This is a genomic window from Hominifimenecus sp. rT4P-3, assembly GCF_051055405.1.
Classification (GTDB): Bacteria; Bacillota; Clostridia; order Lachnospirales; family Lachnospiraceae; genus Pseudolachnospira.
Genome location: NZ_CP167068.1, coordinates 557,147 through 570,442, shown reverse-complemented (window position 1 = coordinate 570,442; position 13,296 = coordinate 557,147). Strand labels below are relative to the sequence as shown.

The following is a 13,296-nucleotide window of genomic DNA, read 5'->3' as shown; positions in this document are numbered from 1 at the left end:
CTATTCACTTTACCCAGCCGCTAGCCCTGTGTCAATACCCTTGGAAGACAAAAAGGGGGAGCTGGAATAACAGTACTTTCTGCCATTCCGCTCCCCTTATTACAGTCTTAACCGCGCTTTTTTCGTTCCTGATCCATACGAAATTCAATCCCCTTGATGCAGGCGGTAAGCGCTTCATTGACCGGCGTGTCAACTCCTGCCCTCCGGCCCCAGAGCACCACCGCGCCGTTAATCGTATCAATCTCTGTTCTATGGCCGCGTTCCAGGCTTTGCAGAATCGACGCCCGGAAAGCTGGAGGCTGCCCCTTAGACGCACGATTCCAGTACTCCGCCGGGTCTACCGCAGAAAGCGGGATTTGATAAGCGGAAGCTACCTTCATCGCCTCAGCTACCGCTTTGCAGGCAATCTCCCGCAGCTCCCGCGGCGCGCCAAATCCGTATTTCTCATACAGACCGCCGTAATCCAGCCCTGTGATGCCGCTGATTGCTCCGGTGGCCACGTTTACGAGCAGCTTTTCCCAGATAACGCTGTGGATATTCCCGGCGATCCTGGTTTCCAGGCCGGACTGACAGAAAGCATCCCGAACAAGCCGGATTCGCTCCGTCTGTGCTCCGTCAAGCTCTCCGATCTCCGTAAGGCAGCCCCGAACCGCAGCCATAACCCTGCCGGGGCTAAGCATCCGGCCGCTGACATAGGTTCTTCCCGTGATGACCCGCTCCTTACCGGCAATTTCTTGAAGAATTTCCTCATTTCCCAGGCCGTTTTGAAGTGTCAGGATGGCCGTCTCCCTGCCGATTGCCCCGGCCTGAAGCGCCGCCTTTGCCGCTTCCCGCGTCCCAAAAGAATTTACCAGCACGATCAACAGCTCTGAGCCCGCAAGCTCCGCGTACTCCTTTGTTGCCCGAACCGTTGTACTTCGGTCTTCTTTTCCTTCCGCATCCTCTGTCAGAAAAAGCCCCTGGCGGTTCACGGTCTCCGTATATTCCTGCGAACGGCTGAGCATCGTCACCGAATGGCCGCCCTCCGCCAACATGCCGCCAAACACGCTCCCTAGAGAGCCTGCTCCTAATATACCAATCTTCATATGCCGCTGATTTCTAAAATGTCTGTCCTACGGCTCTGATTTAAGCATTCTCCGGAGGAAGGAACTTTAAAATATGGGTGGCAACGACCACGACCTCATCTCTCTGGTTGGTGATCACCAGCTCGCCATAGGTCTTCATGGTCTCCGGCTCCACCCTAGCGATGGTGTAGGTGGATGTAAGCGTGTCCCCGAAAAATACCGGCTTTACAAACCGCAGGTGATCGTATCCATAGGAAGCGCTGGGGATCGGCGATTTTACTTGCTGCTGAATCATGGTTGAAGCAGTACAGCCAAGGGCGAAGGTCAAAACGCCATGGACAATCCGTGTTCCATACTTGGTCGTCTTCATGAACTCCTCGTTAAAGTGCATCTGGCTGTAATCCCCAGTGATTCCGCCGAACATATATACATCGGCCTCGCTAATGGTTTTCACAAATTTACAAGTATCTCCCACCTTTAAGGGTAATTCTACGTTTGTATTCATCATACTCCTCCTTATTTTCTGCCCGTATTCCAGGGCTGCTTTTCCTTTCTTTTTTGATTCCGGTGCTGCTTATTCTTCTCCGATCTGATTCCAGGGCTGTTCATCTTTCAGTCCCATCACTTCCGGAGAGAACAGCCGCGCATCCATCTTTCGCAAATGCTCCGACACCAAAGGCCTGAATTCCATTTGGGAAATGACATCCCGCTCTATATCGATTCCCGGCGCCACCTCGCAGAGTTCCAGACCTTCCTTGGTCAGGCGGAACACGGCGCGCTCCGTCAAATACCAGACCTCCTGATCGTTGTCCAAAGCTACCCGGCCATTGAAGGTGATTTCCTCCACCTTCTTCACCAGCTTTTTATGTTTTCCTTCCTGGACAATGCGAATGCTCCCGTCTTCCACTGAGGTGCGCAGCTTCCCAGCCGTCAGCGTTCCACAGAAGACAAGTTTCTTTGTATTCTGATGGATGTTGATAAATCCGCCAGTTCCCATGATCTTTCCGTTGAATTTATGTACATTCACATTTCCCTGCTGATCCAGTTCTGCAAAACTCAGGTAACAGACATCCAGTCCGCCGCCGTCGTAAAAGTCAAACTGAGACGGCATGTCGAGAAGAGCACGCATATTGATGCTGGCGCCGAAAAAGATTCCCTGGGCGGTCGCGCCTCCGATGGGTCCCGTCTCCACAGTGAGTGTAAACTGGTCTCCAATCCCCTCTTCTCTTGCCACAATTCCGATTCCGTCAGCAATTCCGACGCCGACGTTTCCTACCGCTCCCGGCGACGCCTCCATCAGAGCTCTCCGGGCAATAACCTTCCGTTCATTCAGCGGAAGCGGGGTCACGGCCCCGGTATCTTTGCGAAAATCTCCGGAGATAAAACGATCTACTGGCGCCTGATACATCTGGGGCTGATCCGGAACCTCCACCAAAATATCGATACAGTAGCCAGGTATCCTCACCTGCTTGGGATGGATCGTGCCGGCCGCGACTACCCGCTGCACCTGGCAGATCACAAGGCCATGATTGTTATGAGCCGCCTGAGCCATCGCCAGAGCATCCAGCACAGCCACCTCATCCTCCATGCTCACATACCCTTCCGTATCGGCGGTGGTTGCTCGAATAATCGCTACATCGATCGGAATCGTCGGGTAGAATAAATATTCCTCTCCTTTGATTTCCATCCGCTCAATCAGATCTTCCTTCGTGCACTCGTTCAGCTTGCCGCCCTTCTCACGAGGATCCACAAAGGTTCCCAGCCCGATCCGGGTCATCAGTCCCGGCTGTCCGGCCGCTGAGGCACGCAGCAGCTGGGAGATCACTCCCTGCGGAAAATTGTACGCCTCAATTTCATTGCGCTCGGCCATCTCCGCGAGTCTCGGCGATTGGCCCCAATGGCCGCCGATGATCCGCTTGACCATTCCTTCCTGGGCCAGCGGCGACATTCCCTTGTCCGCCCGGTCCCCCAGCCCTGTCGCATGATAGTAAGTCAGCTGATTGGGCTCTTTTGTCTCACGATACCGTTCCGCCAGCGCCTGAATCACCTCAGTCGCCTCACAGATTCCCCCACCTGCACCCAAGAAGGCAATCGTCGCCTGATTTGGGATATAGGACACAGCCTCGTTGGCTGTTAATATCGGGACTCTTTTACCATTTTTTCTTGGTTTTTGCATTTGATTCTCCCTTACGGCATTTGTTAACAGCTGGTGTAACCAGCTGTATTTCCAGAAGATAATCCCTTTTCTTCTCGTCTCGTATTATCTAAAAAAAGCATTCCTTTCACAATCTCGAATCCAACAATATTACGGAATTATCTTACTGTCCTATATGAAAAAAAGAAGGCCTGTACAAGGCATTCCTGCTATGGAAACCCTGTACAAGCCCTCTATACAATGCATTATCTTATCCATTTTTTCAAATATGTCTTTTACTTCCCAGATTATCTTACTCGGCCTTTATCACCGGCAGCAGAATCCGCGACGGATACTCCGCGCTATGGAGGATCGTCTGATGCGCTACCACGGTATCGATTCCCTTTCCAATGAGATCCGTGGTGTTGTGGTTCCGGTCGTATTCCGGGAAGGAACTGCTGCAGATATCCACCCGGATACTATGCCCCGTGAGGAACAGATTGCTGATACCGCTAAGATTGATCTCGTATTCATACACAGCGCCCGGCTCGATAAAGTTTGGCTGTCTTTCTGCCAGCCGGTATCTTGCCCGCACCAGGCCGGAGGCCAAGAATAGAGTTCTTCCGTCCGGGAATACGTCTGCAATCCGACAGAAAAAGTCCGTATCCCTTGCATCGGTCTTGGCAAACAGCTTCATGGTCACCATGCCGGTTACATTGACCGGCTCCGTGAGCGCGGGCGTCGTATAGACGAGGGTATCCTCTCTTTCCTCGTCCTTTTCAATGAAATGGAGCATCTCATTTCCCGGCGTTGGATCAAGCGGATCATAATCATAGGTGTCGCTTTCCGCGGTTCCGCAGGGTGTTAAGGATAAAGTCCCATCCCCCATGCGGCTGTTGGCATGGCCATCGCTCCCGATATAGTAGGGAACGATCTTTGCTTCCTTCGGCGGCCACTCGGAATAGCCTCTCCACTCATTGGCGCCCATCAGGAAGGTCTGTACCGGCGCTTCGTGCATATATGGGGTATCCGCTCCGGTGGCCCAGTGAAGATTCCAGTCCCGTACCTTTTCGTAAAGGCCAAACATATCCCAGGAAGCAAAGGGGCCGAAGTCCACGCCGTTCAGCCGCCTGGTCATCGTAAAACCATGGCACCAGGGGCCGACGATCAGTCTCGCGTTCTCCCTGGTTTTCTCTGATTTCGCCTTTTTTGCTCTCCCATACAGTTCCAGCGTGTAGGGCTTCGCCCCGTCATACCAGCCGGTTCCAAACAGACATGGCACATCAAAATTTTCCACGTCCACTTCCCAGCCATTTTTATGCCAGAACGGCGCATTGTTCAGGTTGTCGATCCGTTCTCTGCCCTCTTTTTCAATATTGGGAATCTCCGGAAGCCCGGTTAATAACCGGCTGTCGTACTCCGGAAGGTCGTAAACGACGCTGGAATCCGACATCAGCGCGTCCATTTTCTGGAGCAGTTCCTTGTCATAGGGGAATTTACCCAGACGCATGGCGCTGATAAACTGGGTATAAAACCATTTGGGGGCCGTCAGCTGGATGCTGTGGCGAAAATAATAGCCCATGGGCATAAAAGGCGCACACGCCACCAAATGTTCCGGCCGTCTCTGGGCAACTTGTATCTGCGTTCCGCCATAGTAGGAAAGGCCGATCATACTGATTTTCCCATTGCACCAAGGCTGCTTTGCCACCCAGTCGATGGTCTCCAATCCATCTTCCGTTTCCCCCGGATCAAACACCGGCGTTCCGTCGGATACGCCGCTGCCCCGGACGTCTTGAAGGACAACGGCAAAGCCCTCCCTCGCATACAGATGAGGGGACATGAATCCCCAATCTGGCCGAAGGTCCTTGGAGTAGGGTTCCCGGATTAAAATCGTAGGATGAGCCTCCTCATCATCGGGCCGGTACACATTGGCGCGAAGAATCTGACCGTCTTTCGTCTCCATTTCCACATTGAACTCGATCACAATCTTCTTTTTTTCGATGTCCATCGCGTTGTCTGTACGATATTCTGTATCCATGTCTCCCTCCGTTCTCAAACTCTGCCTAAGGAATAATTCTTAATAAAGGTCATAAACTTGGATTCCGGCATTCTTCCCATATGGCTTTGATAGCTGATTCGGAATACCTCCGGATGCTCCTCGGTATATGGCGTCCAGAGATTTTCATATTTCTCATCGTTAGGGTTTCCATACTTAAAGAAGTTTGCCCAGCGGTCTGCCAGCTCGTTGGACAGGTCGAAATCCCGTCCCGTATAAGGCCTTCTGGTCCGCATCAAGGTCTGGAACACATAGTGGTGCTCCGACGAATGCCTGGCGGCGTCGCTTCCCGGCGGGACCAGTTCGAACAGATACGCATAGCTGGGCCTACGCTTTAACTGCAGCTGCAATTCACACCATCCAACAGCGTTTGCCTTCAGCGTTTCTCCTTCTTGATTCCGGAAATACTGTTTCAGCTCTTCCTCGCTGCTCTCCCGGATCAGCCGCAGAAAACCTTCCGCATATGCACCGTAATCCTCCACTGCCATCCGCTCGATTTCTTCCATAGGGGGAACTTCCATGGAGGGACTTAAGAATTCACTGTCCGTTGCCCCCACCATATACTGCACATCGTTGTACCGTCCGCTTCGAAACACATCGGAGCGTTCGTCTTCCAGGACATATCCATCGATCTTCGGCCCCATATAGCGCAGCGTAAAATGGGGCTGATCCGTCACGTTCTCCCTCAGGTAAGCGCCGTATATTTGAATCAGCTTTTGCCCTGGGATTTCGCGCAGTTCCGCTATATTCTTTGCCCCAAACAGCTTTTTCAGCATGCCGCACACTTCATATCCCTCTTCCAGGGAGACCGCTGACCGTTGGCTTCCCGTGGATAACCCGCCGCCGGACTGCATGATGGCCCGCTGAAACAATCCTTTTCCGATCTGAGACGCCGCCAGCGTCTGCACGCTCCGCCCGCCTCCGGACTGTCCAAAGATCGATACCGTGTCCGGGTCTCCGCCAAATCCGGCGATATTGCGCTTGATCCACTGCAGGGCAAAGGCCTGATCCAAGGTTCCATAGCAGCCGGTACTGCCGTGCTCGTCCTCTTCCCGTAATTCCGGATCGGCAAAAAAGCCAAAGAGGTTCAAGCGATAACCAACCGACACATACACGATTCCCCGTTTGGCAAATCCGTCGCCGTCATAGGCGTTCATGTAACTATAGCCATTCTGCATCCCGCCGCCATGAAAATAGACGGCCACCGGAAGCTTTTCTCCGGCATCCTGGGCCGGCGTATACACATTCAGATACAGGCAATCCTCGCTTTGATCCATCCGGATACAGAAAAAATCTTCCACCGGATCATTTTTATGGACCAACGTTTGGCAGCAAGGATGAGCAAAGCGGGCCGCATCGTATACGCCTTCCCAGTCAGGAGCTGGCTGCGGTGCTTTCCACCGAAGGCTCCCAACCGGCGCGGCGGCATAGGGAATTCCTTTAAACACGGCGTTCATCTGATCCGCCGAAGGATACCCTTTCACCATTCCATTTTCTGTTTTCACCAATGTAATTGCAGGCATAGCAGCCTCCTTTATTCCTCTTTTTTCGTTCCGCGTGTAAACGGATAATCCCGGCGAAACGCTACGATATCATTCACCGGCGGTTCGATCATGTGCGGATCCGTGGAAAGCTCCATCACCCTCCGATTTTCCAGGGTATACGGCTCCCACACGGGAAGTCCCGGCTCATTGGGATTTCCATACTTCACAAAATTTGTCCAATAGGCGCACATCTTGTTAGACAAATCAAAATCCTCGCCGGTAAAGGGCCTCCAGGATCGCAGGAAAGTCTGTTGAATATACATATGCTCCGAGCTATGGAAGCATTTCCCCGGACGCTTATCCTGGGGAAGCGGAGCAAAGAGAGAGTCCTCCTCTCCCGGAACCACATGGGTAAACAAATACTGATAAGACGGCTTCTTTCCGCTTCTAGCCGTCATTTCACTCCAGGATAAAGCCGCCGCCAATAAGCTGTCCGGCCGATTTCGCGCCATGATCTTCTCGCACTCTTTTGGATCTTCATAAGCGACGATCTTCAAAAATTCATCTAGCTGATCGGGATATAACCGCTGTCCTTCTTCTAAGACCATCGCCAAATCAAAAGGAGCCGGTCCATCCTCATCCCTGGTAGTCCCGATCATATAATCCAAATCTTGGTAATCTCCGTCAAGGCACAGAGAAGTAAAATCTTTTTTCCACAGATACCCATCGACGCAGGGGCGGCTTGGCCTTCCAAAATGCAGTTTGGAATACTCGATAAACATATCATGCAGCTCTAGGGCCGGTATCCTTCTTGCTTCCGCCACGTTCTTAATTCCAAAATGTTTGAAAAATGCAATCCCATCCTTCTCACAGTCGGACAGGCTATAATTGTCTAACGTTTCATTTCCAAGGCCTCCTGCGCTCTGCATGATGGCGCGGTGAATCAGACCTTTTGTCAGATCGGACGCGATCAGAGCCTGGACGGAACGCCCCCCGCCAGACTGGCCGAAGATAGTGACGCAATCGGGATCTCCGCCAAAAGCAGTAATATTTTCATGGATCCACCTTAACGCCAGAATCTGGTCAAGAATTCCATAATTTCCCGAAGAATGAAAGGGATCTTCCGCCGTCAGATCCGGATGTCCAAAAAATCCAAAGATATTCAAACGGTAATTGAGGGATACGTAGACAATCCCCCGCTTGGCAAACGCTTCTCCGTCTGTCTCCAACTTGTTGGAATAGCCCTGGCGCATCCCGCCGCCATGGATCCAAAGAGCGACCGGAAGTTTTTCCTCCGCATTTTCCGCCGGGGTCCATACGTTCAGATACAGGCAATCCTCACTCATCGGATAATCAAAAGGATAAAACTCCCGCCGGTAAAAATCATTCTTCGGCCTTACTGCCTGCACTTCAATCTGCCCAAACTCGTAGGCATGAAAAACCCCTTCCCAGGCTTCCGCCGGTTCCGGCGCCCGCCATCGCCGCTCTCCTACCGGAGGCTTGGCATAGGGAATCCCCTTGAACACGCTGATCGCCTGATTTCCCGCAGGATACCCCTGTATCTCTCCTTGCTTTACTCGCACTCTCGTTAACGCCATATATTCCTCCCTCGCACGCTCCCAGAAACATGATTTTATCTACGGATATCTATCGATGCTTTTCGAGCAAATAATCCAATATGTGATCCAATTCATCCACCCACGCGCTGGGATGCGTTCCTCCGCCGACCGTCAGAAGCTCGATCGTTACGCCATGGTCTTTAAAATACCGGTAGGCTCTTTCCATATGGTCATACCCATGAAAATCTTCTGTGCCAGCCGTAAAAAGGATCGGGATATCGCCCAGTCCGGTGTAGTCAAACGCTTCCGCCTCCGGCGCGGCTCCCGCCGGAGCAAGGGCGGCAAACAGCTCCCGGTGCCTGGAACCAAAATAAAAGGTTCCGATTCCACCCATGGAATTTCCCATCAGATAGACCCGTTCCCGATCAACCGGGAAATTCTCCATTGCCCACAGGATCTCCTGATGCAGGGAGTCTTCCGAAGCCGCCTTTCCCTGCAGTTCTTCCTCATCTCCCGCAAAGCCGCAGGTGGTCAGATGGGAACCTGCCGGCTTCACCGGACAGCCATAAGTGCTGTTAAAAATACAGGCGTCCGGCGCCAACAGGATAAACCCTCGTTTTTCCGCCGCATAAGAAAATTTTCGTTCCGTATGCAAAAACACGCTCTCCGGAGAACCCAGCCCTCCATGCAGCGCCACAATCAAAGGAAATTTCCTATCCTGCGACAAGTAAGTCGGAATATACATTTTTAACGGCAGATACTTTTGTATGTTCTCGTTCCAAAAGGTGCAATAGACTTCCCCGACGCTTTTCCCCCGCAAGACATTTCGATAATATTCTTCTCTTTGAACGGACAGATCCACGTCCGCCGCCTCTCTGCCCGCCAAGAAAAACGGAGGCTGTAAGCGGTTTGTGAAAAAACCCAATCCTTCTCCCAGCACCTGCAGCACAGGGATATGCCATTCCCCGTCTCTCCATTTGGGAGGACACGCCCATTCCGTCCCCTGCCCGCTCCAATTTTCATTTCTGTATCTTACGCTCTTCCCCTCATAGACGATCGAAAAGTGGTCTTCGCCGCTTTCCACCGTCATCTGCGGAGAAAAGATTCGCTGAAACATGGAAAGCTTTAGATACGGCTCCCCATCTTCTTCCCCGATTTCCTCCGGATACTCCACCGGATACTGATCCAAAAAGATTTTATCTTTGATAAAAGCAAATCTTGTCGGCTCAAAATAATAACGATAATTCGCTGGATTCATCTCATTCCTCATCTAAAAAGTGATAGGCATAGTCACGGACAAATTTGGAAACCTTGGTCTCCTCCGGCCGGATCATCCCCACTCGGAGCCCCAGTTCCATCACCCACGGATCATCTTTCATCCGTTCCGTTCTGTCCCAGGCGGGAAGGCCCTCTCCATTGGGATCCCCCGTGTGCATAAAATTCGCCCAATAGCTGCTCATGATATCGGAAAGTTCCCGGTCGCTATTCGCGTAAGGCCTTGCTGGTACCCGGTCAAGGTTCTGAAAAACATAAGCATGCTCTCCGGAATGAAACGCGCCCACGCCCTCCGGCCCCGGCGCTTCCTTGGTAAAGAGATACACAAAGGGCGCCGGCCTTCCCTGTTCATTTTGAAGCTGAACCCAAGAATAGCAGGTAGCCATCTTCACATCGGCGCTGTCCTGACGGCGGACGATCTGGGCCTCCCGGTCAGTTTTCACGTTTGCAGCCTTCCAGTATTCTTCCCATCGATCGCCGTAAGACTCCTGTAAATAACGCTTTAAAGTATCTACCGTAACCCCATTATAGGTATAGGCAAAGCCTTCATGCTTGGTGGTGCCGATCATGTAGTGTATATCCTGATGAAGGTTCCGATAACTGGTCCTTTCGGGGGTATCCAGCAGGCTCCACCCGTCAGGTTTCGGCGCAAAAATAGCCATATTTAATTCCGGTCCGCCGGAAAAATACTGCTGGATTTTTTCCGCAGGGAGCATTCTCGCTTCCTCCATATTCCGTATTCCCACCTTTTCCAACAGGCCCTGGCACCTTTTTTCTCCCTCTTCCATGGTGATGGAAACGGGCATGTATCTCGGATCCAAACCGCCGGCCGACTGCATAATCGCTCCGAAAAGATCGCCCTTTAAGAGCGGGGTGGAAATCAACCGCTGCACGGTCGTTCCGCCGGCGGATTGACCAAATACCGTAATCCGCTCCGGATCTCCGCCAAAGGCCGCCGCGTTTCGGCGCGCCCACTTTACCGCCTCGATTTGATCGAGCAGCCCATAATTTCCCGACGTATAATGTCCGGTCTCTTTTTCTGACTCCGCTCCCAGCTCCGGATGGGTAAATCCTGCAAAAGGCCCGGTCCGGAAACCGACCGTCATCACGATCACACCCTTTCTCGCAAAACCCTCTCCGTCAAAAACAGCCTTGTTGGCATGGGAATCCCCGCCATGGTACCACAAGGCGACCGGACACTTTTCCTCTTTCGGGGAGACGGGCGCCCAGATATTTAGATAGAGGCAATCCTCGCTGACCCGGTATTCCTGCATATCAAATTCTTTTCCATAAAAGCTTTTCATGGAAGGTCGGACGTGCATATTGGCATTGCTGTAATATTTTGTTTCCTTGATCCCATCCCAAGGCGTTACCGGGCGCGGCGCCCGCCAACGCAGCTCGCCAACCGGGGGAGCTGCATAGGGAACCCCCTTAAAGATTCGAACGTTGCCGTCCTGGGAGTATTTTCCCTCAATCCATCCGCCTTCCGTCTTCACCTGCAAACAATCTTTCATCGATAATCTCCCTTGCTGCATCTACTGTAAACGATTTTTATGCGCTCTGATTCTTTTCTATGATTTTCTTAATCTTTCCTTTCATCATAAGCAAATAGAGGAAAGCAATGATCATCGGAATGGTCATAACCAGATACATTTTGGAATATGCGTCCGCCGTCGCTGCGCCTCCCGTGGAACGCGCAATCGAGTCAATCACATATCCCGCGCAGGTTGGCCCGATCATCATTCCTGCGTCCATAAAGAAGAAATTGGTATTGCTGCCAACACCCCTTCTCTCTTTGGTGACACACTTTAAAGTAAGCGCCTGCACCTGGGGCTGACAAACCCCGTAGCCAAGGGCCGCCACCACCGCCGCCGCCAAAAAGAGCTCGATTGTCCTGGAGAAGCTAAGCAGAACAAAGGAAATCCCATAGCAGATAATCCCCATCCCGATCATCGGGGTAAAGCCAAACTTGTCGGATAGGATTCCACTGACCGGCCTGCTGATCAAAAGGCTGATGGCATATACCGTAAAATACAAACCAATATTGTCGACCCCTCTTGCCTCTCCGTAGATAGCCAGATAAGCGCCGATACAGCCAAAGGAAATACAGAGAAACAGAATGATCAGTCCTGCCGGAACCGCATCCTTATCCAAGATCCGGTTTAGGGCAATCTTATAAGGTTTTCCATTCCCGTTATCATTGGGAAGCAGAAAACACAAAAGCGCTGTGGCCAGCATCACGGCCGCTCCCACCTGGAACGCCGGGGAGTATCCCCAATATTTACTCATCGATAAACCGATGCTAGGCCCAACCGCCTGGCCAATGGCCTGGCCGAGGGCAAAAATACTGATTCCGCTCCCCATCCTGTTCTCCGGCAGCGCGTCGCCGGCCATCATCATCACCAGAGGTGAAAAGAAGCCAATGCAGATGCCGTGAATCAAGCGAATCCCGATAATGGCGTACGCATTGGACGTCATACTGTAACCGAAAAAGACGAGGCTCATCATTACCATCACAAGCAGCAGCATCCTTTTCTTTTTAAAGGCGTCAAGCGCCGGGCTCGTGATCGGTCTTGAGGCCATAGAGCCTACGGCAAAGATACTGCTGATCACGCCGACAAGAGTCGCCGCTATTCCAAAGGAATTTGCATATTTGGGTACCAGGGTATTCATCATCTGATGCGCCATCTGGTAGCAAAAATTGATCACAAAGATCAGTATGAAATCCCGATTCCATATTGTTTCCTTTTTTCCGCCCATATGTACTCCTATGAATTAATCTCCTTGACACGGCAGCAGGATACAAAGTGTCCCGGCTCCACCTCTTCCAAAACCTGCTGCTCACTGCATTTTTCGCAGGCGTAATTGCATCTTGCCGCAAACCGGCATCCGGGCTTTGGATTGATGGGAGAAGTCACCTCGCCGCGAAGTAAAATCCTCTGCTTCCGATTATGGATATCTGTGGACGGAATCGCCGAAAGAAGCGCTTTCGTATAGGGATGAAGCGGCTTTCGGAACAACTCTTTCGACGGACAGGTCTCTACCAATTGCCCCAGATACATCACGCATATGGTATCGGAAATAAATCTTACCACCGACAGATCGTGGGTGATAAACATATAAGTCAGATTTTTCTCTGCCTGCAGATCCTGCATCAGATTCAAAATCTGCGCCTGAATCGAGACGTCTAAGGCGGAAACCGGCTCGTCGCAGACCACAAATTCCGGATTTAGCGCCAGCGCTCTCGCAATACCGATTCTCTGTCTTCGTCCGCCGTCCAATTCGTGGGGATACGAGTTGATCAGGCGCTCAGCAAGACCGACGCTTTCCATAATCTCTTCGGTCTTTGCCTCAATTTCCCCTTTCTGAAAACGTCCCGATAAAACCAACGGTTCCTTGATGGTCTCGCTGACCGTCATACGCGGATTCAGAGAGGAATAGGGATCCTGGAAAATGATCTGCATTTTCTCCCGCACGGCTTTCAGTTCACTTTTGTTTACACGGGTAATGTCCTCCCCGTTCAGGATAATTTTGCCCTCGGTGCTCTCCAAAAGATGTATGATCGTTCTTCCTAACGTGGATTTTCCGCATCCGGACTCGCCGACTACGCCGATGGTCTTTCCTCTTTCCACGGAAAAAGTCACATCGTCCACGGCATGAAGCACTCCTCTGGGAGTCTCAAAATATTTTTTTAAGTGTTGTACTTCTAATATTTTATCCATAT

Annotated in this window: 10 protein-coding genes; all 10 read right to left on the bottom strand. The window is 51.8% G+C overall.

What is annotated here, in order from left to right:
- Positions 1-107: 107 nt before the first annotated feature.
- The 10 genes from ACCC71_RS02705 to ACCC71_RS02660 all read right to left on the bottom strand — a co-directional run bounded on the left by ACCC71_RS02705 (position 108) and on the right by ACCC71_RS02660 (position 13,294).
- Positions 108-1,085: a ketopantoate reductase family protein gene (locus ACCC71_RS02705; RefSeq protein ID WP_434310899.1), complete on the bottom strand. Its 978-nt coding sequence runs from the start codon at positions 1,083-1,085 to the stop codon at positions 108-110.
- 40 nt (positions 1,086-1,125) lie between these two features.
- Complete coding sequence (locus tag ACCC71_RS02700; RefSeq protein ID WP_434310898.1) at positions 1,126-1,572, bottom strand: MaoC family dehydratase; 447 nt, start codon at positions 1,570-1,572, stop codon at positions 1,126-1,128.
- Positions 1,573-1,638: 66 nt separating this feature from the next.
- A complete protein-coding gene (locus tag ACCC71_RS02695) occupies positions 1,639-3,240 on the bottom strand; it encodes an acyl CoA:acetate/3-ketoacid CoA transferase (RefSeq protein ID WP_434310897.1) in 1,602 nt (533 codons plus the stop codon).
- Between the two features lie 271 nt (positions 3,241-3,511).
- Positions 3,512-5,236 carry a CocE/NonD family hydrolase gene (locus ACCC71_RS02690; RefSeq protein WP_434310896.1) on the bottom strand — a complete coding sequence of 575 codons (1,725 nt, stop codon included), beginning with the start codon at positions 5,234-5,236 and terminating at the stop codon, positions 3,512-3,514.
- A gap of 14 nt (positions 5,237-5,250) precedes the next feature.
- Positions 5,251-6,777 (bottom strand): carboxylesterase/lipase family protein, encoded by a 1,527-nt coding sequence (locus ACCC71_RS02685; protein ID WP_434310895.1) that lies wholly within the window; start codon positions 6,775-6,777, stop codon positions 5,251-5,253.
- Between the two features lie 11 nt (positions 6,778-6,788).
- Positions 6,789-8,336, bottom strand: coding sequence for a carboxylesterase/lipase family protein (locus tag ACCC71_RS02680; RefSeq protein WP_434310894.1), 1,548 nt, complete (start codon positions 8,334-8,336; stop codon positions 6,789-6,791).
- A 49-nt stretch (positions 8,337-8,385) separates the two neighbouring features.
- The gene (locus tag ACCC71_RS02675; RefSeq protein ID WP_434310893.1) at positions 8,386-9,555 is read right to left on the bottom strand and encodes an alpha/beta hydrolase-fold protein; all 1,170 of its coding nucleotides are present in this window, start codon (positions 9,553-9,555) and stop codon (positions 8,386-8,388) included.
- Position 9,556: 1 nt separating this feature from the next.
- Positions 9,557-11,086 carry a carboxylesterase/lipase family protein gene (locus ACCC71_RS02670; RefSeq protein WP_434310892.1) on the bottom strand — a complete coding sequence of 510 codons (1,530 nt, stop codon included), beginning with the start codon at positions 11,084-11,086 and terminating at the stop codon, positions 9,557-9,559.
- Between the two features lie 37 nt (positions 11,087-11,123).
- The gene (locus tag ACCC71_RS02665) at positions 11,124-12,332 is read right to left on the bottom strand and encodes an MFS transporter (RefSeq protein WP_434310891.1); all 1,209 of its coding nucleotides are present in this window, start codon (positions 12,330-12,332) and stop codon (positions 11,124-11,126) included.
- A gap of 8 nt (positions 12,333-12,340) precedes the next feature.
- Positions 12,341-13,294: an ABC transporter ATP-binding protein gene (locus ACCC71_RS02660; protein WP_434310890.1), complete on the bottom strand. Its 954-nt coding sequence runs from the start codon at positions 13,292-13,294 to the stop codon at positions 12,341-12,343.
- Positions 13,295-13,296: the final 2 nt, after the last annotated feature.